22 protein-coding genes and 1 pseudogene are annotated in these 20,881 nt (G+C 74.7%); 8 read left to right on the forward strand and 15 right to left on the reverse strand.

Translation table 11 applies throughout. The features are described from left to right. Window positions 1–1,029, reverse strand: coding sequence for a hypothetical protein (locus AB0M03_RS02680; RefSeq protein WP_363487602.1), 1,029 nt, complete (start codon window positions 1,027–1,029; stop codon window positions 1–3). Between the two features lie 314 nt (window positions 1,030–1,343). Between AB0M03_RS02680 and AB0M03_RS02685 the strand changes: the two genes are divergently transcribed. Beyond that, window positions 1,344–1,916 (forward strand): hypothetical protein, encoded by a 573-nt coding sequence (locus AB0M03_RS02685; RefSeq protein WP_363487604.1) that lies wholly within the window; start codon window positions 1,344–1,346, stop codon window positions 1,914–1,916. On the opposite strand, the gene AB0M03_RS02690 is transcribed toward AB0M03_RS02685, so the two are convergent. Both AB0M03_RS02690 and AB0M03_RS02695 read right to left on the reverse strand, forming a co-directional pair. Next, the gene (locus AB0M03_RS02690) at window positions 1,891–2,751 is read right to left on the reverse strand and encodes a hypothetical protein (protein ID WP_363487606.1); all 861 of its coding nucleotides are present in this window, start codon (window positions 2,749–2,751) and stop codon (window positions 1,891–1,893) included. The genes AB0M03_RS02685 and AB0M03_RS02690 overlap by 26 nt on opposite strands. A 453-nt stretch (window positions 2,752–3,204) precedes the next feature. Beyond that, window positions 3,205–3,321 (reverse strand): annotated as a pseudogene (locus AB0M03_RS02695) (cation diffusion facilitator family transporter); the annotation flags it as partial. A gap of 550 nt (window positions 3,322–3,871) precedes the next feature. Here AB0M03_RS02695 and AB0M03_RS02700 point away from each other — a divergent pair. Continuing rightward, complete coding sequence (locus tag AB0M03_RS02700; protein WP_363487608.1) at window positions 3,872–4,261, forward strand: hypothetical protein; 390 nt, start codon at window positions 3,872–3,874, stop codon at window positions 4,259–4,261. 117 nt (window positions 4,262–4,378) lie between these two features. Continuing rightward, window positions 4,379–5,461, forward strand: coding sequence for a DUF2332 domain-containing protein (locus tag AB0M03_RS02705; RefSeq protein WP_363487610.1), 1,083 nt, complete (start codon window positions 4,379–4,381; stop codon window positions 5,459–5,461). 31 nt (window positions 5,462–5,492) lie between these two features. On the opposite strand, the gene AB0M03_RS02710 is transcribed toward AB0M03_RS02705, so the two are convergent. Beyond that, complete coding sequence (locus AB0M03_RS02710; RefSeq protein WP_363487612.1) at window positions 5,493–6,023, reverse strand: DinB family protein; 531 nt, start codon at window positions 6,021–6,023, stop codon at window positions 5,493–5,495. Beyond that, window positions 6,020–6,547, reverse strand: a complete 528-nt coding sequence (locus AB0M03_RS02715; protein ID WP_363487614.1) for a helix-turn-helix domain-containing protein — start codon at window positions 6,545–6,547, stop codon at window positions 6,020–6,022. Before AB0M03_RS02715 ends, AB0M03_RS02710 begins: the two co-directional genes overlap by 4 nt. Before the next feature lie 116 nt (window positions 6,548–6,663). Here AB0M03_RS02715 and AB0M03_RS02720 point away from each other — a divergent pair, with 116 nt between their 5' ends. The 3 genes from AB0M03_RS02720 (at window position 6,664) to AB0M03_RS02730 (ending at window position 8,406) form a co-directional block, all read left to right on the forward strand. Next, window positions 6,664–7,302 (forward strand): NAD(P)H-binding protein, encoded by a 639-nt coding sequence (locus AB0M03_RS02720; RefSeq protein WP_363487616.1) that lies wholly within the window; start codon window positions 6,664–6,666, stop codon window positions 7,300–7,302. A 76-nt stretch (window positions 7,303–7,378) separates the two neighbouring features. Beyond that, window positions 7,379–7,870 (forward strand): GNAT family N-acetyltransferase, encoded by a 492-nt coding sequence (locus AB0M03_RS02725; protein ID WP_363487618.1) that lies wholly within the window; start codon window positions 7,379–7,381, stop codon window positions 7,868–7,870. After that, window positions 7,867–8,406 (forward strand): GNAT family N-acetyltransferase, encoded by a 540-nt coding sequence (locus AB0M03_RS02730; RefSeq protein WP_363487620.1) that lies wholly within the window; start codon window positions 7,867–7,869, stop codon window positions 8,404–8,406. Before AB0M03_RS02725 ends, AB0M03_RS02730 begins: the two co-directional genes overlap by 4 nt. A gap of 23 nt (window positions 8,407–8,429) precedes the next feature. Here the strand turns inward: AB0M03_RS02730 and AB0M03_RS02735 are convergent, their stop codons facing one another. From AB0M03_RS02735 to AB0M03_RS02760, 6 genes are all read right to left on the reverse strand, one after another. Beyond that, entirely contained in the window at window positions 8,430–8,870 is a 441-nt protein-coding gene (locus AB0M03_RS02735; protein WP_363487622.1) for an HIT family protein, read from the reverse strand. Between the two features lie 33 nt (window positions 8,871–8,903). Next, the gene (locus AB0M03_RS02740; RefSeq protein WP_363487624.1) at window positions 8,904–9,110 is read right to left on the reverse strand and encodes a hypothetical protein; all 207 of its coding nucleotides are present in this window, start codon (window positions 9,108–9,110) and stop codon (window positions 8,904–8,906) included. A 124-nt stretch (window positions 9,111–9,234) separates the two neighbouring features. Beyond that, on the reverse strand, window positions 9,235–10,641 hold the full coding sequence (locus AB0M03_RS02745) for a S8 family serine peptidase (RefSeq protein ID WP_363487626.1): 1,407 nt from the start codon (window positions 10,639–10,641) through the stop codon (window positions 9,235–9,237). Window positions 10,642–10,732: 91 nt separating this feature from the next. After that, the gene (locus tag AB0M03_RS02750) at window positions 10,733–12,094 is read right to left on the reverse strand and encodes a WXG100 family type VII secretion target (protein ID WP_363487628.1); all 1,362 of its coding nucleotides are present in this window, start codon (window positions 12,092–12,094) and stop codon (window positions 10,733–10,735) included. Between the two features lie 70 nt (window positions 12,095–12,164). Beyond that, window positions 12,165–12,632: a hypothetical protein gene (locus AB0M03_RS02755; RefSeq protein WP_363487630.1), complete on the reverse strand. Its 468-nt coding sequence runs from the start codon at window positions 12,630–12,632 to the stop codon at window positions 12,165–12,167. A 158-nt stretch (window positions 12,633–12,790) separates the two neighbouring features. Continuing rightward, a complete protein-coding gene (locus AB0M03_RS02760) occupies window positions 12,791–13,468 on the reverse strand; it encodes an endonuclease V (RefSeq protein WP_363487632.1) in 678 nt (225 codons plus the stop codon). Window positions 13,469–13,697: 229 nt separating this feature from the next. On the opposite strand from AB0M03_RS02760, the gene AB0M03_RS02765 reads away from it, so the two are divergent. Further along, window positions 13,698–13,970 carry a hypothetical protein gene (locus AB0M03_RS02765; protein ID WP_363487634.1) on the forward strand — a complete coding sequence of 91 codons (273 nt, stop codon included), beginning with the start codon at window positions 13,698–13,700 and terminating at the stop codon, window positions 13,968–13,970. A gap of 128 nt (window positions 13,971–14,098) precedes the next feature. On the opposite strand, the gene AB0M03_RS02770 is transcribed toward AB0M03_RS02765, so the two are convergent. Continuing rightward, a complete protein-coding gene (locus tag AB0M03_RS02770; RefSeq protein ID WP_363487636.1) occupies window positions 14,099–14,782 on the reverse strand; it encodes an RDD family protein in 684 nt (227 codons plus the stop codon). Window positions 14,783–14,916: 134 nt separating this feature from the next. Further along, the gene (locus AB0M03_RS02775) at window positions 14,917–16,854 is read right to left on the reverse strand and encodes an RDD family protein (protein ID WP_363487637.1); all 1,938 of its coding nucleotides are present in this window, start codon (window positions 16,852–16,854) and stop codon (window positions 14,917–14,919) included. 213 nt (window positions 16,855–17,067) lie between these two features. Between AB0M03_RS02775 and AB0M03_RS02780 the strand changes: the two genes are divergently transcribed. Beyond that, on the forward strand, window positions 17,068–17,484 hold the full coding sequence (locus AB0M03_RS02780) for an SsgA family sporulation/cell division regulator (RefSeq protein ID WP_363487639.1): 417 nt from the start codon (window positions 17,068–17,070) through the stop codon (window positions 17,482–17,484). Window positions 17,485–17,578: 94 nt separating this feature from the next. On the opposite strand, the gene AB0M03_RS02785 is transcribed toward AB0M03_RS02780, so the two are convergent. Both AB0M03_RS02785 and AB0M03_RS02790 read right to left on the reverse strand, forming a co-directional pair. Further along, window positions 17,579–18,991 carry a glycosyltransferase 87 family protein gene (locus tag AB0M03_RS02785; protein ID WP_363487641.1) on the reverse strand — a complete coding sequence of 471 codons (1,413 nt, stop codon included), beginning with the start codon at window positions 18,989–18,991 and terminating at the stop codon, window positions 17,579–17,581. Window positions 18,992–19,195: 204 nt separating this feature from the next. Beyond that, complete coding sequence (locus AB0M03_RS02790) at window positions 19,196–20,722, reverse strand: cellulose binding domain-containing protein (protein WP_363487643.1); 1,527 nt, start codon at window positions 20,720–20,722, stop codon at window positions 19,196–19,198. Window positions 20,723–20,881: the final 159 nt, after the last annotated feature.

Here is a 20,881-nt window from a genome sequence, read left to right on the forward strand (position 1 = left end):
TCAGCGGTCGGTGACGACCAGCTCGACCACGTCCGTGCCGCCCGCCTTGAACGCCTCGCGCAGTTCGCCGCCGACCGCGTCCGGCTCGGCGGCGACCCGCGACCCGGAGACGTACACCACCCGGACCCCCAGGTACTCCATCCGGTGCTGCTCCCCGCGCACCCAGGCCGCCTCGCCCTCGCTGACGCACCGCAGGTCGGAGTCGACGGCCACCGCCACCCCGGCCTCCGGCCAGTACAGGTCGGGGACGGCCACGTACGTGCCGCCGCGCATCCGCAGCTCCGGGCCGGTCAGCGGCACCGGCAGCAGCCACTCGTCCACCAGCTCGCCGATCCGGGCGAGCACCGACTCGCGCTCCGCGGCGAGCAGTTCGTCCACCGCGGCGCGCACCCGCGGCTCCTCGAGCAGCCGGGCCTCGCCCAGCTCGGCAATCAGCTCCCGCAGGCTGCAGCCGCCCTCGGGGCGCGTCACCGCCTCGCGCAGCATCGCCCGCAGCAGCGCCGGGCGAACGGCCCCGCTCTCGAACGCCCCCGTGTCCGTCCACTCGCGCACCGCGTCGGCCGCCGCCCTGGCCACCGGCGCGCAGGCCAGCCCGTGCACCGATCGCGCCTCCAGCGCCCGCCCGGTGCGCAGGATGCGGACCGAGCCGGCGTCCTTCAGGCGCCGCTGACGGGGCACCAGGACCTCCACGCCGACCACCGCGGGCAGCCGCGGCACCGAGGCGAAGCCGTACAGCGCCAGGGCCGCCGCGCCGGTGATCACGGCGCCCTCGCGCCCGCCCTCCTCGCGGCCGTTCTGCGCCGCGTAGAGCAGGGCCGCCCACATCCGCTGCTCGGGTGTCGGGTCGCCGTCCTGCAGGAGGTACACCCTGGGCAGCAGCCGCTGCCACGGACCGCCGCGCCGGCAGTGCTCGGTGACCACCCGCGCGGGCACGCCGCGCGCCCGCAGCTGGCTCGCGGTGACCACGTTCTGCTGACGCCGAGCCAGCTCTTCCAGGGAGAGCGGCTGGGAAGGAATCCGGTAGCTCATGCCCACACCCTCCCCACTGCCGCCACAACTGCACGCCCGACTTGACGACCTGTTACCCAACCGTCGCGAAAACGGGACGGGTCCGTCCTAAAGCCCCCATAACCTCACCCGTTCGACGTAAAGGACGTTCACCCGAATGACGGATTAGGCGGACTTGGGACGTGACGATCCGTTTTTCATCGAATCGGTACATAGTGATCAAGAACCGTACCACCCTCGATGATCAGCGGTTACTGACCGAGCGTGACCAAGGCCATACTGTGAAGCACCACCCGCCGACCACCGGCAGCCGTCCGATTGCCTACCATCGGCTCATGCCACGTGACGAGATCCCCGGCCTGCGCGCCGCCCAAATGCGCCTCGGCCGTCTCCCCGGCTACGTCCGCCGGCCCGACCTCGCCCGCCGCAACAGCGCGGACGGCCACACGTACAAGAAGGGCTGGGAGGTCCGGTTCACCGCCCGGACGGAGGCTGAGATAACGGAGATCCGCGACCTGGTGACCGCCGCCGGGTTCGCACCCGCCCGCCCGTTCTTCAAGGGCCACCAGCTGATCCAGCCGGTCTACGGCATCGCCGCCGTCCAGGCCTACCTGGCCGCCAGAGAGGCCTTCGAGGAGCTCGCTCGCGCCCGCAGCGGCGCCGGCACCCCGTGCGACGGCCCTCCGGACGGGGCGCCGGCGCCGATCCCCGAGCAGGCCCGCCGGGAGGCCGCGGCCCCGGTCGCGGCAGCCGCTGCCGCAGCTGCCGCGGCCGGGGCGGCCGCCCTCGCGGCAAGCGCGGCCGGCACGACCCAGGGCACGGGCGGACGGCGGGCGGCCGAGGCGCCGCCCGCCCCGGCCGCAGCCGCCGTCCGGCGCCGGGTCAGCCCAGCCGGTCGTACATCCTGAAGGTGTAACTCGCGTCGTACGACAGCAGATTGCCGCCCGCCGCCGGAAGGCCCAGCCGACGGGACAGCAGCCCGGTGAGCGGGCCGCAGCCCTCCGGCGCCGGCGCGGCGAAGGTGTCGTCGTACGCGGAGAAGTGGATCAGCGGCGGGTTCCGGGAGACCCACTCCGAGGAGCCCGCCCGCTTGGCGTGCAGTTCCACGGGGGTGCTCGCACCGACCGTGCAGCCCTTCGGCAGCAGCGGTCCGGCCAGCCGGAAGCGCAGGTCCATCGCGCCGGTGTAGAAGTCCGAGCGGCCGCCGTACTCGGCCTCCAGGGTCAGCCCCGCCACCGGGCTGCGGTCGCCCGCCGGGGTGCCGGTCAGGCCGCCCGGGACCCGGGTCGGCCCGCCGCTGCGCCACGCCCCCCAGACCTGCCCGGGTGTGCCGTCGGCCAGCGGGCCCTCGGCGTGCACCATCATGATCGGGCGCAGCGCCGGCAGGTCCACCGCGCCGAGCCGGAGCCTGGGTGCGGTCAGGTGGACCTCGCAGCGCCAGCGGGCCGGATCGGCACCCGCGGGCAGGTCGGGGCAGTCCTGGTAGCCGGCCTCCAGCGCGGCGAGTTCGGCCTCGGGGCTCTGCGCGGCGGGCCCGGCGGCCGGTGCGCTGGCGGCCGTCGCGGTGAGGGCCGCCGGGGCGGGGGCTGCCGGGGCGGCGTGGGCCGCGGAGGGCAGTGCCAGGGCGGCCGCGCAGGCGGTGGCGGCGAGCGCGGCGGCGAGCCCTGCCCGGCGCCCGGGTGCGCCGGTCGCGGCGGGGCGGTGCGGGTTCGGGCTGCGGTGCGAACTGGTGTCGGTTGCCATGGCCGTCAGCCTGCCGTTCGCAGACGGTGGGCCGACATCGGTGACAGTCCGGACGGAGCCCCGATCGAACCCTGACCGGCCGTCAGGGAGCGCCCCCGGGGCCGTGTCGGGGCCCCGGCGCCCCGGCGGGCACCCCCGCTGTTCCCGGGGCGGCGCGACGGGTCGTGGAGGTGTGCCCGGCCGGCTCGGCGTACGCCGTCCACCGCGCGGGGCCGCGCCCGGCGGCATCCACCGGCGCGGGACCGGCGCCGCCCGCCGACCGGGTGTCCGGCCTCCCGGGCGGGGCCGCACGGCACCGCCCGGGACCGCGGCCGCGACCACCGGTCCGACCGCAGGTCCGCGACCTGCCGCACCCGGGCCGGGCCTCGGCGCCGATCCCGGACGGCCGGCAGGGCCGTCCCCTCCGCTCGGGCGCGCACGCCGTCACGGCGAGCGCCGCGGAACAGGTCCGGCGCCGCTGCGGATGCGGTAACGTGCCACCCACTCGTTGCCCGGGAAGCCCACCGGCGCCGCACCCGCCACCGTCCACCGGTGGCCGGCCGGTCGCGGGTGGAGCAGCCGGTCGACGGCGGTCACTTCGGCCCCTTCCGGCAAGGCCCCCGGACCGTCCGCAGCCGTACGCACGGGTGCGGCCGGCCGCCGGGCAGGAGGGCGGGGCCGGGCAGGGAGATCCACAGCGTCCGCAGTCCTCCGGCCGGGTCCCCGTCGGCCGGTCGCCCCTGCCGGAGGCGTGGCGGGAGCGCGGGCGGAGCGGATGGCCGGGACGGGCGGACAGGCGGTGCGGGCGGCCGGACGGCTGCGCCGGGCCCGCCGTGCGCCCCGGGGCGGCAGCAGCTCGACACCGTTGCAGCCACCGGCGTTCTACCCTCCGTGACCAGGTGCGATACCCTCACACCTGCACCTCCTCCGACCAGCAGGCTGATTGACCGTCATATCGCATACCAATCAGGCCCGTTCCATGCATCTCGGCGGACTTGTCACCCACAGCAGCCACGCAAGGGCCTAGAGTGAGCACCGGGCGACCCTTCCGACGCAACCAGATCGAGAGGCTGATGTGACTGATCGTCATGTCCCTGCCACAGTATCGATCAGCCCCGCCGCCGGCACCGACCTGGCGGACATGCCTCTGGAGTTCACGGCCTTCTGCGAGCTGCACCGTCCGCGCTACCTGAGTTACGCGCGGGTCTGGTTCCACGAGCCGGCCGTCGCCGGGCGCGTCGTCGACCAGGCCTTCCGCACACTGGCCGAGGTGTGGCCGGAGGTGCTGGGCAGTTCCAACCCCACCGCCATCGCCTGGCAGATCCTGCGCAGCACGGTCGCCGAGTGCGACCGGCCGAACAGCGAGCCGCTCGCCGAGCACCGTCCCGCCGCGGCCGACGAGGACCTTGCGATCCTGCACTACGTGGTGGGCCTGGCCGCACCCGAGATCGCCGACGTGGTGGGCGCGGAGACCGCCAGTGTCGCCGGGCAGCTCCGCCACGCCCTGCGCCGGATGCCCCAGGAGTGGTGACGGGGCGGCGCAGCGCCCCGTGATCGTGACCCGGTGAGCGGAATCACCCGTGGGGCCGGTGTTGCGGCCGTTCCGCGGGCGAATGATGATCTCCAGTCGACCGGACGGAGAACCCACGTGTCCATCGAGCACGCCGCCGCCATGTTCGAGCAGCAGGCCACCGCCTGTGCCGAGCTCGGCTCCCCGCTCTACGCCGCCCTGCTGGGGCTCGCCGCGGCGGACATCCGGGAGGGGGGCCCGTGCGCGGCCGCCCTGGCCGGCCACGAGGAGGCCGCGGGCCCGCAGGCGATGGCCCTGCGGCTGCTGGGCGGGGTGCACGCCCTGGTCCTCACCGGCCGCGCGCCGGCCCTCGCCGCCCACTACCCGAGCGCCGGCGGCAGCACCGACCCGGAGCACCCCGGGGCCGCGTGGCCGGCGTTCCGCGAGACGGTCGCCGCCTATCTGCCCTGGGTGCGGGACTGGCTCACCCGGCCGCCGCAGACCAACGAGGTCGGCCGGTCCAACCTGCTGATCGCCGGGCTGCTGCACGTCCTCGGCGAGCGGCGGATGCCGGTACGGCTGCTCGAACTGGGTTCCAGCGCGGGGCTCAACCTGCTGGCCGACCGCTTCCGCTGCACCGCTCCCGGCTGGGCCTTCGGGCCGGCCGACTCCCCCGTGCAGCTGGCCGGCGCCTGGCGCGGCACGCTGCCGGCGTGGCTGCCACGGCAGGCCGAGCCGCTGGTCTTCACCGAGCGCCTGGGCTGCGACCTCACCCCGATCGACCCGCGGTCGGCGGACGGCTCGCTCGCCCTGCGCGCCTACGTCTGGCCGGACCAGCCGGCCCGGACGGCGCGGCTGGAGGGCGCGCTGCGGCTCGCCGCCGAGGTGCCGACCCGGGTCGAGGCGGTCGGCGCCGGCGACTTCCTGCGCGGCGCCGGGGTCGAGCCGGGGACGCTCACCGTGGTGTGGCACTCGGTGATGCGCCAGTACGTCCCGGCGGACGAATGGGCGCGGGTGGAGGAGGAGTTGGCGCGCCTGGCGGCGTCCTCCTCGGCGGCCGCGCCGTTCGCCCACATCGCCTTCGAGCCGCGGCGGATCGGCGGCGCGCACCCGTTCGTCCTCGCCGTGCGGAGCGGCGGCGGGCCGGTCGAGGTGCTCGCCGAGGCGGCCCCGCACGGCCTGCCCGCACGGGCCGCCGACCCCGCCTGGACGGTGGACTGACGGCCCGCCGGCGGCCGGGCGGCGGGCCGGTTCAGACCCGCTCGCCGGTCACGTCGTACAGGTGGTGCACCGGGTCGTGGATCAGGTACTGGGCGAAGGTCTCCACGGTGAAGCGCGCGCCGTCCGTCCGCAGGCCGGTGCGCTGCCACTGGACGCCGGACACCTGCGCGAAGGACTGCGCCAGCTGCTCGGCCGCGGCGGCCAGGTCGGCGCTCACGACGGCCGGGTCCTGCTCGCCGTAGCGCTCGGCCACCGCGGTCTCGTCCTGGTCCCAGTTGGCGAAGGTCGGGTCGTCCTGCTCGAGCATCAGCGCCAGCCGCCGGTCGAAGAGCCGGAAGACGTCGCGGACGTGGCAGGCGTACTCCAGGGGGGACCACACCTCCGGCTGCGGGCGGCGGCGCAGCCCGGCCGGGTCCGCCGCCAGCAGCTCCACCCAGGAGGCGGCGTTGGCGCGCACCATGCCGGGCACGTTCTCGCGGACGACGGCCGGGGTGTCCAGGCCGCAGTCGTCGCAGGAGCGCTCGAGGACCCAGGTCCAGTCCTTGGTGTCAGGAGTGATCATGCGTCCAGGATGCCGCCGGCCGCGCCGGGCCCACCAGTGGCGGTAACGCCAGCCGTCGCCAAGATGCTGCCACCCCGCTGCCCGTACGCGGCGCGGGCGGCCCGGATCTCGGCCAGGTGCTCCCGGGTCCAGGCGCAGGCCGCGTCGATCGGCCCGAACAGGGAGCGGCCCAGCGGCGTCAGCGCGTACTCGACCCGCGGCGGGTTCTCGTCGTAGGCGGTGCGCAGGACGACGCCGTCGCGCTCCATCGCGCGCAGCGACTCGGCGAGCACCTTGGGCGTGATCCCGGCGAGCGGCACCTTCAGCTCGGAGAAGCGGCGCGGGCCGGCCTCCAGGCAGCGCATGATCTTCCAGCCCCACTTCTCGCTGCCCCGGACGGGCGGCCGCGGGTCGCCGTCCGCGCAGTCGGCGAAGAAGTCCGCGGTGAGCGGGGGGAGCGGCGGGTGGTCCGCGGGCGGCGGGGCCGGCCGGTCTGCTGCGGTCGACCGGTCTGCCACGGTCGGCGGGTGCGGGCGGGCTCTCATGGTCCCGACGGTACTGCCGGGGGCGCCGATACCGTTGAAGTAACCGGTACTTGCCGTCCTACCGTCGCCCCGAGGCCGGCGACCGCGCCGGCCCTTCCCGGACAGGGGTGGTCGTGATGGCGGTAGTGGTGTTCGGAGCGGGCGGACGGGTCGGGCGGGCCGTGGTGGCCGAGGCGGTCCGCCGGGGCGTCCCGGTGACGGCGGCCGTCCGCGCACCGGAGCGGCACGCCGATCTGGCCGGTCCCGGCGTGACGCTGGTGGCCTGCGACGCCGCCGACCCGGACGCGGTGGCAGCGGCCGCGGCCGGGCACGAGGCCGCGGTCGGCTCGCTGTACCGGGCCGACGTGCCGTCAACCGGCTTCTACCGGTCGACCACGGCCGGCCTGGTGGCCGGGCTCGGCCGGGCGGGCGTCGGGCGGCTGGTCAGCGTGGGCGTGGCCACCACGCTCGCCACGGCACCCGGTGTGCTCGTCCACGACGGGCCCGACTTCCCCGCCGAGTACCGGGCCTTCTCGCTCGGCCACAGCGCGGCACTGGACGTGCTCGCAGCGGCCCCGCAGGCACTCGACTGGGTGGTGGTGACCCCGCCCATGGACCTGGGGCACGACGGCGTCCGGACGGGCCGCTACCGGGTCGGCGCCCCCGTGCTGCCGGAGGGCGGCGGACACATCTCGCACGCGGACCTCGCGGTGGCCGTGCTGGACGAGGTCACCGCGCCCGCGCACCACCGCGAGCAGATCGGCGTACGGGCGTAGCGGATGCCGCCCGCCACGGGCCCGGGGCGCCGGAAACCGTTGGCCCCCGGGGCCGGGCCCGACCGAGAATGACCGGATGAGCCTCGCCTCCCCCGCCACCTGGACCGTCACCGCGGTGCCCGTCGACCATCCGGACTCCGTCCCGGTGCTGCGCGCCTACATGGACGAGCTGATCAGCCGGTACTACGGGCGGCCCGCCGAGGAGGAGGAGATCGCCGCGCTGATGGCGGACAACGCCGACCTGCTCGACGACCGCGGGATCCTGCTGCTCGCCCGGGCCGGGGCGACCCCGGTCGCCTGCATCGGCATCCGCTGGATCGCGCCCGGCACCGGCGAGCTGACCCGGGTGTTCGTCACCCGCGACGCCAGGCGCGGCGGCGCGGGCAGGCGGCTGGTCGGCGCGGCCGAGGACGCCGCACGGGAGCGCGGCGCCACCCGGATCCTGCTGAACACCCGGAAGGACCTCACCGAGGCCATCGCGCTGTACACCGCCCTCGGCTACCGGCCCACCGACCCGTACGGCGACGACCCCTACGCGGAGCTGTGGCTGGCGAAGGACCTCGGATGAGGGAATTCGGTGGCACCGCACCGACCGGGCGGGGCATCCTGCCGGGCGTGATCATTCGTGAGGCAACCCGAGCGGACTGGCCCGCCATCTGGCCGTTCCTCCGGCAGATCGTCGCCGCCGGCGACACCTTCACCTGGCCCCGGGACATCACCGCGGACGAGGCCCGCACCTGGTGGCTCAAGGAGCCGCCGGGCCGGACGGTCGTCGCGGTGGACGCCGACGGCACCGTCCTCGGCACCGCCGAGACGCACCCCAACCAGGCCGGCCCCGGCTCGCACATCGCCAACGCCGGGTTCATGGTCGACCCGCGGCACTCCGGGCGCGGCATCGGCCGGGCCCTCGGCGAGCACGTCATCGCGCAGGCCCGCGCCGACGGCTACCGGGCCCTCCAGTACAACGCCGTGGTCGCCACCAACACGCGCGCCGTGGGGCTCTGGAAGTCCCTCGGCTTCGAGATCGTGGGCACCGTCCCGGAAGCCTTCCGGCACGCCGAACTCGGCTACGTCGACCTGCTGGTGATGTACCTCAAGCTCTGACGGCCCGCAGGCGCCCCGGTCCCTCAGCCGGTACCCAGGGCGGCCCGGAGGCGGAGGGCGAGGCCGTCCATCTCCTCCGGGCCGACCGCCGGCTCGGCGCCGAGCAGACCGAACACCCGCGGCCCGCGGAACTCCGCGGGATGGTCCACGCCCCGCGGGACGACGTGGAAGTGGACGTGCGCGAAGCCCTCCGCCTCGGCGAACTGCGCGACGTACGTCTTCGCGCACCCCGTCACCTCGGCCAGCGCCCTCGACAACCGCACCTGCCAGCGGCCCAGCCCGGCCGCCTCCTCGTCCGTCAGCGCGGCGAGCGAGGTGACGTGCCGCCGGGGCACCAGCACCAGCCAGCCCGGCAGCGAGGAATTGAAGGCGTGGGCGACCCGCCAGTACTCGTCCCCGCCGATCAGCTCGCGCGGGGCCAGGCCGTCGGCCTCGGCCGTCCGTTCGCAGGTGTAGCAGTCCATGGCACCGAGCCTAGAACGCCGTGTGAAGCCGTGTCAGCGGCTCGTGTCGTCGTCGTCCTGGACCGCACAGATCGCGTCGATCGACGCCTGCCCCAGACCGGGGAACACCGTCGACAGCAGCTCCGCGCACACCGCCGCCTCCTCGGGCGTCTTCGGCCCGTCCGCGAACGCCGGAGCAGGTGCGGAGAACACGGTCACAGCCGCGGCGATCGCAACGACGGAAGCGAGCTTCTTCAACATGGAACGGCCCTTCGGGTCGGTGGTGGAGAGGGATTCCACCCCTACCCGAAGGGCCGTCAGGGCCTGTGAAACTTCCGCCGTTCGTAGGCGTGTCAGCCGCGCGGCTCCCCGGCGGCCGCGCACATCACCGGTACGGGCTGCCGCCCGCCGGCGGCTGCTGCGGGTACTGCTGCTGGTACGACTGGGACGCCCCGTACGGCTGCGGCTGCCCCTGACCGGGGTACGGGGACTGCTGCTGCGGCGGGAACTGCTGCGCACCCGGCCCGTACGGCGGAGGAGTCGGCGGCACGAACCCACCACCACCGCCACCGCCGTTGCCGCCGCCACCGCTCCCGTTGCCGCGGGAACGCTTGACCAGAACGATCACGCCGCCGATCACCACCAGCGCGAGCACACCGACGATCGCCAGCACGTACACCGGGATACCGCCGTCGTCGCTCTTGGACGCACTGCTGTCCGGAGCCGTGCTGCCCCCGGCCGGCTTGGACGCCGCAGAGGACGGCTTGCCCGACGGATCGGCCTGCGACTCGACCCGGGTGAGCAGCGGGTTCTCCTTCGGCCCGTTGTCCACCGCGGGGTTCGGAGCCAGCGCACCCTTCGCGGACGCGATGCCGTAGCCGTACTTGTTGTTCGGCACGGACGACTTGTCCGGCGGGGCGATCGCCGACTTGACCATCCGGTTGATGACCTGGCCCGCGGAGAGGTTCGGGTACTTGGCCCGGACGAGAGCGGCGATGGCGGAGACGTAGGCGGCCGCTCCGGAGGTGCCGTTGCCCTTGCCGTAGCTGGAGGCCGACTTCGCGGTCGCACCATAGATGTCGACGCCGGGCGCGGCGAGGGTCACCTCAGACCCGTTGTTCGACTTGGACCAGATGTTGCCCTGCTGGTCCACCGCTCCCACTGCCACGACGCCGGGAAACGCGGCCGGGTATTCCACGGGGCGATCCGGGCCAGAGTTTCCGGCCGAGGCGACCAGCACCACGTCCTTGTCGACCGCGTACTTGATGGCCTCCCGGACGCCCTCCTCCGTACTGGTACCGGAGATCGACATGTTGACGACCTTGGCTCCGTTGTCAACGGCATACCGCAGGCACTTGGCCAGGTTGCCGGAGATGGTGGAACCACTGTCGACATCGAAGGTTCCGATGCGAACAGGAAGAATCTTGGCCTTCGGTGCCAGACCCATGATCCCGGCCTGGTCGCCGTGGCCATGGCCAGCAATCAGGCTGGCCATGGCCGTGCCATGACCGACCTTGTCGGTCTTGTAGTCCAAGCCTTCGCCGGAGCAGTCCGTACCCGGAAGCACCTGCCCGGTGAGGTCCTGGTGGTCGGCGACACCTGAGTCAATGACCGCCACAGTGACGTTCTCGCCCTGGCTGATGGGCCAGACATCCCTCGCGGCGTGGTAATTGTTCAATGCCCACTGGCCTTCGCGAACGGTGTCCGCGCTCGCCGGTGCGGCACTGATCCCCCACAGGAGGGCGCCCGCAGCGAGTACGGCCATACCCCGCATCGGTCGGTTGGTCGTCAAGCCGTCGTCACCTCGTCCGTCCGGCGGGCGTCTCGTCGGCGGTGCGACGAGACGCCCGATCAGGTTTGGGCCCGTTCCGGGGCGCTGGGGATCATTCCACCACGTTGGGGTTGGTGCGCTCCCCCGACGCCCAGGTCTCCTCGTCCTCGACGAGGTAGTCCGGGCGCCGCTTGTCGTTCTTCTTGTCCTTCTTGCCGCCGGCCTGGGAGCCGGGCATGCCGTGGCCACCGGCACCCGGAGCGCCCTGTCCGGCGCGGCCGCGACCGAGGCCCGACCCGCCCTCGGTGAAGGCGCCACGGCCGGCACCGCCGGCACTGGCCTCGCCGACCACGCCGCCGCCCCGCCGGGCGAGACTGCCGCCGGCACTGCCACCCGCCGTCTTGCCCGCAGAGCCGGAGCCGAGGCCGCCGCCGCCCATGCCGCCGGCACCGAAGGCGTTGGTGCCGCGGCCGAGACCGCTGCCGCCCGTACCGCCGGTCCCGCTCCGACCGAGCGTCGAACCGCCCTGGCCGCCGGAACCGCCACGGTTGCCGCCCGCCCCCAGGCCGGCGTCGATAACTCCTCCGCCGCCGCCCGTGTGCTGGCCACCCGCACCGCCCAGTCCGGGCTGGACGGGGCCCGTGCCACCCGTCCCGGGCGGACGGTTGCCGACGTGGACACCGTCGATACCGGTACCCGGGCCGACCGGCGTGGGAGTCTTGGGCTTCGGCGTCGGATTGGCAGTGCCGCCGCTGATCCCGTTGTCGGTGATGCGCGCGGGCGAGGTCTTGGGAGACTGAGGCGACGCGGTGGAGGTGGAACGGCGAGCAGTGGAGGTCCCTGAACCGGTGCTGGACCCGGAGCCACCTGCAAGCCCGAGGCCGCCTCCCACGAGCATGCCGCTGATTGCGCCGGCAGCAGACGAGTCCGGTGCCGGAAGGTCCTCGATCTCCTCCCGGGGAACGCGCGGCGGCGGCTTCAGATAAGTAGTCGCCGTACGGTACTTGGCCGCCAGCGTCTCCATGACCGCGACCGCCTGGGCCTTCTTCTCGTCGGACACCGCCGTGCGGGTGTCCTCGTCGTCGACGCCGACCGTGGACTTGGCCGTGTCACTGATCGCGTCGCCGGCCTTGTCCCAGAAGCCCGGTTCCTCGGGCATGTCCCGCTTGGCGGTGTCGATCGCCTCGGACATCATCTGCATGGTGATGGCCGCGTCATTGGCGTACGCGGCCGCGTTGTTGACCGCGTTGGCGAGCCTCGTCATCTTGCTGTAGAAGGCGTCGCTGGTCGCGCCCTCCCACGAGGACGTCGCGTCGGCCGACGCGGTGTGCAGCGCGGTGCGGATCTGCTTGAGGGTGTCGGCGGCCTTGCGCCATGGGTCGCCGGCGGCCATCACGCCGCCGGAGTCCATGGACTGCACCATGCTCCGCATGTCGCCGTGGCTGTACCCGTTGAAGTTGGTGTATCCGCTCATGCTCGGACGCCTTCCGTCCCCGTCCCGAAATCGGCCTCAAGCTGGCTGTCCCTGTTCAGGACACCGGTCACTACCATGACGGTTGCGGGTTGCCGCTGCCGGCGGGAGAACTGCCGGCCGGCCCCTTCGGGCCGACTGCGGGACCGCTCGCGCCGGGCCGGTAGGCCGCGGTCACAGGGGTGGCCGTGCTGCCCACCGACCACCCGTCGGAGTTGACCTTGAGAGACCGCGAGGTCTCGTGCTCCTGCTCCTCGTAGTTCCGCGCCGTCAGCTCCGCCTTGTGCTGGGCCTCTTCGATGGCCTCCTGCAGAGCGTCCAGAACGTCGCGCAGACCGTCGCGCATCGCCTCGTACTTGGCGTGCAGCGCCTCGGCCTCCGGGAAGGTGCCGAAGGCCGAGCGCCCGACCCCACTCTGGCTGTGCACCCGAGAGCCGCCCGCGGCGCTCTCGAACTCGCTCAGCAGTCCTCGGACCTGCGACGCGAAGGCGCGCAGGCCGTCCACTTCCACGCGGTAGCCGGAACCGCTCCCCGTGCTCACGTCTGTCGTGCCTCCCCCGTACATCCCTGCCGTCATGACCCGGGCCTGACCCTTAATGTCTAACACATGCCACGTCAAGCCAAAACCGCCCCTCACGGCGGACTCGGGGCTCGGGTGCTGACCTGCGGACCAGCCGGCGCCCGCGAACTGTCTGACCGTCAGGCCGTGGCGGCGGCCAGGGCGCGGCGGCAGAGGGAGTCGGCGCGGCGGGTGGTCTCGGGCAGCCGGAAGGACGGGGTGAGCCTCAGGGTGGTCTCGACCGCCTCGGCCAGGCCGATGCGGTGGCCGACGGAGACGAACACCGGTTTGACGCCCTGGCGGGTGCGGACGGCGCGGCCGACCTCCTCGCCGCTGTCGACCAGGGGCGACCAGGCGCCGCGCTCCGGGCCGGGCGGCTCGTAGGTGAAGGTGAAGGGGTTCTTGGCGACGCCGATCGTCCGCAGGCCGGTGTGGACGCCCAGGTGGCTGGCGAGGCCTAGCCGGCGCGGGTGGGCGAGGCCGTACCCGTCGCAGACGACGAGGTCGGGCAGGCGGCCGAGGCCGTCGAGGGCTTCGAGGACGGCCGGGAGCTCGCGGAACGCCAGCAGGCCCGGCAGGTAGGGGAAGGCGACCGGTCCGACGGCGGTGGCCTGGCCGACGAGCTCCAGGCTGTCGTAGTCGAGCAGGACGGCCGCGGCGGCCACCACGTCCCGCTCGTCGTCGTACGCGACGTCCACGCCGGCCACCAGCGAGCCGGAGGCCGGTGCGGGCCCGGTGGCCGACACCATCGGTCGGAGGCGCTGCTGTTGGGCGAGCGCGCCGGCCTCGTCGGTGGGCCAGTCGGCGGGTACGGTCACGTGTCCCCCAGTGTCGCGACGTCGGTCGGACGATCACCGTACCGACTGTCTTCCGGCGGGGGCGCAGTGCCATGGCGCCGACAGCGGCCGGGTGTGAACCCGTGCGCCCCTCGTGCCCGACATATGCACGATTACGCTGGACGTAGAGGCCCTCCACGCCGGGTAGACCTCTCCCAGGGCCCCACCGAACGGACTCCCACCGCCGACACCGCGTGAAGGACTGACCGCCATGCCGCGCCCGACCCTCCCCCAGCTCTGCACCGGCACCTTCACCGTCGTCGTCTCGGCCGTCGCCCTGTTGGCGGTCTCCGGTTCCACCGGGGTGTTCGAGGTCGTCGTGCTCGTGGCCTTCGCCGTGGCGCTCGGCACGCTCGCCACCGCGCTGTTGACGACGCTGTCCGCCCAGCGGCGCCTCGCCCGCACCCCGCAGCCGGGTGCCACGGGCACGCCCTCCGCCGCCCCGGTGCCCGAGCAGCGCCCGGAGTACGCGGGCCGGGCCTGACGCACGGCGTTTCCCCCGGGCGGCTCCGGGGATCATGGTTCCGCGGGCCGCGGCCGGTCCCTGACTCCGGCCGCGGCCCGCGGCCGTCCGTCCCCGTTCCCACGGGGTGCCGCGCGGCGGAGCGGCCGTCAGACGGCGGACACCACCACCGTCTTCGCCGCCTTGTCGTGGATGCACTGCCGGTACGGCTTGTCGAAGACGCCGAACAGGAGGTCGATCGGCCACCAGAGGCCGCCGCAGCAGATCAGCGCCGGGACGACGAAGGTCGCGGCCCGGGTCCAGGCCGCGGCGGCGTTCGGGACGCTGCCGTCGGCGAGCATGGCCACCCGTACCTTCATCAGCTTCTTGCCGAGCGTCTGGCCGTCCCGGCTGAGCATCAGGCCCTCGTACACCAGGAAGAGCAGGTAGCCGAGCCAGGTGGCGCCGACCCAGCCGTCCTGCTTGCCGAAGCTGGCGAACGGCACGACCAGCAGCACCGCGACCGCCTCCACCAGCAGGAAGTCCACGAAGGTGGCGACGATCCGGTTCGGCCAGGTGCCGAGCGGGGGCATCCCGGGGACGGGACCGGCACCGGGCTCCGCCCCCGGCTGCCGGGGCGGCGGCGGAGGAGGTGCACCGCCGCCGGGCGGGGCCCCGTAGGTGCCGGTGTAGTCACCGGGGGTGTCGTACGGGCTCCCCGCCTGCGGCGGCGGGGGCGCGCCGTACGGATCGGACGGCGCACCGGACGGCGTGCCCTCCTGCGGGGGCTGCTTGTCGAAGGAGGGCTTGCCGCCCCCTTCCGGCTCCTGGCCCGAGGGGTCATTGGTGCTCATGCACCGAGTAGAACACCGCAAATGCCATGGAATCGGGACATTCGCCCCGTTTACCGCCGGGTCGCGGGACCGCAGCCGGGCGCCGGGGCCGGCCACGGAGGCGGCGGCCCGGCACCTGGCACGATGACGGCGGATCAGCCCTTCACGACGCGGGTGCCCGCCGCCCTGTCCTGCCAGCCGCGCCGGGTGCGCCGGTCGAAGAGCGGCCACAGCAGGCCGACCGGCATCAGCACCGCGAACTGCCTGACGGCCCATCGCACCAGCGACCGGCCGACCGACGGCGGCTTGCGGCCGCCGCCGCGCCCGGCGCGGACGTCCACCACCCGGACCCGGGCGAGCCGCTTGCCGAAGGTCTGGCCGGTGCGCGCCGTCGGCAGCACCTCGTACAGCAGGCCCAGCAGGACGAGCACGCCGAGCAGCACACCCGCCTTGCCGAGGACGACCTCGTCGACCAGCCAGACCCGGACCTCGTGGCCGGCCAGGGCGGAGGCCGTCCGCGCCTGTTCGAGCTTCGCCTGGACGTGGGCGACCGCCGACGTCCCGAGCGGCACACCGGCCGCGACGGCGACCACGAGGACCACGAGCGAGTCCACCACCCGGGCGGCCAGCCGCCGCCCCAGCCCGGCGGACTGCAGCGGTGCCGGCTTGGGCGTGGCCGTCTTCCGCGACTCCGACGGGCGGGACTCTGGCGCACGGACCCCGGACGGGCGGGTCGTGGACGGGCGCGGCTCCGAGGGGCGCGACTCGGCGGAACGGGGACGGGACGGGCGCTGCTCGGCGGTACGCGGCCCGGCCGGCTTCTGCTGCGACCCGGGTCTCCCCCGATCCGCCTGCGGTACGGCCCACCCGGGTCGACCCTGCCGTCCCGGCGCCGGGACGGCAGGCGCCCCGGCCACCCGCACCGCGGCGGGCCGGGCGGCGGCCTCCGCCACGGCGGGCACGGCGACCTCGGGCACGGTCGGCGCGGCGGGCGCAGCCGTACGCGACTCCTCGGCGGGCGACTCGGCCGCCTCGGGAAGCGACACCGGCTCGCGGACGGACTCGACGGCCTCCGCGTCCCGGGGTTCGGCCGCCTCCGGGGCGGCCCCGGGCTGCACCTCCGGCTCGGACGGAACCTCCTCGGCGGCTTCCGGCGCGTCCGGTGCCGACGTCGCCTCCGGCTCCGGACCCGCCTCGGACTGCTCGGGGTCGGCCGGGGCCGCGGGCATCGCCCGTACGGGGGCCGGGGCCGGGAAGGAGGGCGGCGCTGCGGCGTGCACCCCGTCGGCCCCCTCGGGCGCCTCGGCGTCCGATCCGACGGGAAGCACGCCCCAGGACACCCAGCGCGGCGCGGCGCCCGTCTCCAGGAGGCCGCGCTGCGCCCGCGGGTCGGCCTGCCACCCGGACGCGCCCGCCCGTGCGGCGACGGCCTCCGCCGCGGTGTCGCCGGTCGCGTCCCCGGGGCCCTGCAGCAGGGCGACGGGCGGCACGACGGTGGGCGGCACCGAAGTCGCCGGGACGGGCCTCAGGGCGGCCGGCTCGGACCGCAGCGCCTCCACGTCCGCGCGCGGCCGGAGCTCCAGTTCGGCGTGGGCCGCCATCACGAAGGAGGCGCCGGCGGAGGTCTCGTCGAAGTACACCGGCCCGGTCCGGGTCTCCGAGGCGGAGAGCGGCGGCGAGGGCCAGTCCGGCAGCGACGGCACGGCCGGCGTCGGTGCCGAGCCGCTGCCGTCCTCGGCGGGGGCCGCCTCCGAGGGTGCGAACACGTCGAACGCGGCGTCCTCGGCCGCCTGCACCCCCGACGGCCGCGACTCGGACGGCGGCACGGCGAACGGGCCGGCCGGCGCCCCCTCCCGGACGGGCGTGGCGGGCGGCGGGGCCGCGGTCGGCGGGACGACCGGCGGCGTGTGGCGGTTGCGGATGCGGGGCGGCTCCAGCACCTCGCCCTCCGCCGGGGCCGGGCGGGTGGTGCCGGGCACCCACCCGGTGCCACCCCAGTAGCGGACGAAACCCGGGATGGACGGGTCTGGGTAGTAGCCCGGCATGGGGCCGACGGCGGTGTCCGCGGCCCCGCCGTTGGGCCGGTCCGTCATGCGGTTCTTCTTTCGTGGCAGCGTCGATGGCGCTTGGGGCGCAGGCGCACAGTCGCCAGGCAGTCACAAAGGGTAGTACCTCGGGCCCTGCCTTCCCGGCGGTTCTCGGGAAAAAACACTCCTTCCGGAATCTGTGTAAGAACTCGCGCGGACACCCCTCTCCTCCGGTGGAGGGGCCGAGGGGCGGCCCCTCGGAGCGGAGAGGGAGCGGTCATGGAGCAGACGCCGAGCGTGGTCGAGCTGGAGCTGGAGATGGAGCTGGTGCTGTCCCCCGAGCGCAGCGTCCCGGTGCCGGCCCGGCTCTCGTACGGCAGCCACGACCCGTTCGCCGTGCACGTGACCTTCCACCTGGACACGGGCAGCCCGGTGACCTGGGTGTTCTCCCGGGACCTGCTGGTGGAGGGGACGTTCCGGCCGTGCGGGCAGGGCGACGTGCGGCTCTGGCCGAAGCGGTCGGGGCGGCGCGGGGTGCTGTGCCTGGCGCTGAGTTCGCCGGCGGGGGACGCGCTGCTGGAGGCCCCGCTGGCGGCGGTCGCGGGGTGGCTGGAGCGGGCGCACCGGCTGGTGCCGCCGGGCGGGGAGCTGGCGGCGCTCGACCTGGACCACTGCCTGGCCGAATTGCTGGCGTGAACGGCGGGCGCGGGCGGCCCCACGCCCGGGTGAACGGCCACCCGCCCGCCGCGCTCCACGTCCGGGTGAACGCGGCCCACGCTCCGTACGGCCCCTAGACGCCGGTGCGGCTGGGTTCCGTCGAGGGGGCGGGGCGCTGCTGCGGGAAGCGGAGGAGCGGTTCGCCGGCGGCGCGGCGGCGGGCCGTGACGCGGCCGGCCGCGACGGCCAGGAAGCACAGCCCGACGAGCGGGTAGACCGCGGCGGGCAGTTGGTGGAGCGGCGAGAGGTGCAGGTCGAGGTCGCCCTTGTGGGGGACGACCCACATGCCGAAGGACAGGAAGGCGATCAGGGTCGCGCCGAGGATCACCCGCCAGCGCAGTCGCCGGACGGCGGCGGGCCGGGTCCGCTCGTGTGCGGCCTCGGCGGCGAGGAGCACCAGGACGGGCATGCACCACACCCAGTGGTGGGTCCAGCTGATCGGCGAGATCAGGACGGCGGTGACGGCGGCGCAGCAGATGCCCCAGGCCTCGCCGCGGGGCAGCCAGCGGGCGCTGCGGTGGGCCCAGGCGGCGGTGGCGAGTCCGGCGACGGCGGCGGCGGCTCCGGCGAGGGTGGCCAGGGTGCCGGGGTCGGCGGTGTGCAGGAGTCGGGCGACGGCGCCGCGGACGGACTGGTTGTCGACGATCTCGGTCTTGCCGACCCGGGAGGAGTCGTAGAGGTACTTCGTCCAGAAGCCCAGGGTGGCGTCGGGGAGCAGGACGGCGCCGAGGGCGACGGTGCCGAGGAAGGTGAGGCCTGCGGTGAGGGCGGCGCGGATGCGTCCGGTGACGAGCAGGTAGACGGCGAAGAGGCCGGGGGTGAGCTTGATGCCGGCGGCGATGCCGATGGCGACGCCCTTGGGGAGGCGCCGGAGCGGTCCCGTGCCGGTGCGGGCGGGGTGGTCGGCGCGACCGAGGTCCCAGAGGATCAGGCAGGCCAGGACGAGGTTGATCTGACCGTAGCGCAGGGTGGTGAAGACGGGTTCGAGCCAGACGCCGAGGCCGGTGGCGAGCACCACGCCGACGGGCCTCAGTTCGCGGCGGGGCCAGCCCGCGAGCTTGAAGGAGAGGTGGGCGAGGACGCCCAGCAGGACGATGTTGCCCGCGGTGACGGCCACCCGGAGGACGCCGATGCCGAACCAGGTGGTCGGCACGAAGAGCATCGCGGCGAACGGCGGGTAGGTGGCGGGCAGGTTCCACTCGGTGACGCGCAGGGCGTAGAGGTCGTGCCCCTGGGCGACGGCGGCGCCCTCCGCCCGGTAGACGATCATGTCGACCATCGAGGTGCCGACGAAGTGCCGGACGGTGGCGTAGGTCAGCAGGGAGAGGACGGCCAGTGCGGCGGCCGCGGTGAGCGGGCCGCGCGGTGCCTCCCGGAGGGCCCGCAGGGGCGCGCCGAGGACCGTCGTCCGGTGTTCGGGTGCAGGTCCGGACTGCCGCTCGGGCTGCCGGCCGGGGGCCCGGTCGGCCTCTCGCACCGCTGTCACATTCCGCTCCGTCCGCCGGTGAACCGGCTAGCGACACTACCCGACGCGTCCGCGGCTCCTTGAGGCACGACGGCGGACGCGGCGGAGGAGTCGCCGCGGGACGCGAAAAGGGCGGCACCCTCCGGCCCCGTGTTCCGGAGGGTGCCGCCGTGTTCCGGCGCCCCGGGCGGGCGGTCGGGTCCCGCCCGGGGTGCGCGGAGGCCGTCAGCCGGTGTACGCCCCGAAGGCGCGGGTGAAGGCGAGCGGCTGCTGGTCGATGCTGCTGCAGGTGGCGTCGGCGTACTGCTTGGCGCCGCCGGGGCAGGCCTTGTCGCGGGTGCCGGACCACATGGCCAGCCAGGCGAGGTGCTTGGTCTTGGCGAACTCGGCGACCTGGGTGGCGTCGGCCACGGTGAAGACCTCGCTGGCGACGTCGTTGACGCCGATCATCGGGGTGACGGCGACCTTGCCCCAGGCGGCGGCGTCGGAGAGGCCGAGGACGCCCTTGACCTGGGCCTGGGTGGCGGTGGCGGCGTCGATGGCGTACTTGCCCATGCGGCCCTGCGGGTTGGGGGCGGCGCCGTCGCCGTAGTCCATCGCCATGATGTTGACCGCGCCGATCTGCACGCCGTTGTCCTTGGCGTTCTTCACCAGGCCGATGCCGTCCTGGGTGAGGCCGCTGGGCAGCGCGGGCAGGGTGAAGGAGACGTCCAGGGCCTTGCCCTTGCCGGCGGCGGTGCGCTGGAGCTGGGCGACGGCCTGGGCGCGGCGGGTGTTGGCGGCGGTGTTGGCGAGGGCGCCGCCCTCGACGTCGAAGTCGACCTTGGTGAGGCCGTACGCGTCGACGGCCTTCTGGTAGGCGGCGGCGAGGTCGCCGGCGGAGGAGCAGGCGGTGGCGAGTTCGCTGCCGTTGGCGCCGCCGAAGGAGACCCGGACGTCGCCGCCGGCCGCGCGCAGCGCGCCGATCTGGGCGGCGACGGCGTCGCTGTTGAGGTCGCTGACGCCGCCCCACTTGGGGGTGCAGCCGCCGCCGGAGACGATGAAGGCCAGGGTGTAGTGCTTGACGCCGGTGGCCTTGGCGGTGCCGACCAGGTCGAAGGCCGGGTAGAGCGAGGTGTCGACGTAGGGGGCGAAGCGGCCGCCGCCCGGGGTGCCGGTGGAGGTCGGCGTGGGCGAGGCGGTGGTCTTCGTCGCGGTGGGGGTCGGGGTGGCGGTCGGCTTGGTGGAGCCGGTGGGGCTGGTGGACGGCTTCGGGGTGGCGGTGGTGGGCCGGCCGGACGGGATCGGCGTGGGGCCGGTGCCGCTGGTGCAGGAGACGTTGTTGATCAGGCAGTGCGCGGGTTCGGCCTGGGCGCCGCCGGAGCCCTGGACGACGAAGCCGACGTTGACGGTCTTGCCGGGTTCGATCCGCTTGTTCCAGGACTCGGGCTTCACGGTGACGTGCTGGCCGGAGGCGCTGAAGGTGGCGTTCCACAGCGAGGAGATCCTGGCGCCGGCCGGGAGGTCGAAGCTGAGCGTCCAGTCGTCGATCGCGGCGGAGGCCGGGTTGGTGACCACGTACTGGCCGGTGTAGCCGCTGTCCCAGGTGCTGGTGCGGCTGTAGGCGGCACCGAGCGAGGAGGCGCTCGCGGACGTGGCGAGGGCGACCACGCCGCCCGCGAGGATCACGGTGGCGACCGCCGAGGACCCGATGATCGCGCCCTTGCGGCTGCGACGGCGGCGTCCCTGGCGACGGGTGGGCTGGCTCGGCATGGTCGGCGTACCTCCGCTGAGAGGGGTCGGGCCGGGTCCCTGACGACCCGGGCGCCGCAGACGCTACCGGTCCGTAACGGCGGTGAATCCGCTGCTCAGGAAGGGGTGAGCCTCTCTTAGGGAGCTCTTAAGGCACCTGCCGCGGGCCGCCCTCGGGCC

Origin of the sequence: Kitasatospora sp. NPDC051914 (assembly GCF_040680995.1) — a bacterium.
Lineage (GTDB): Bacteria > Actinomycetota > Actinomycetes > Streptomycetales > Streptomycetaceae > Kitasatospora.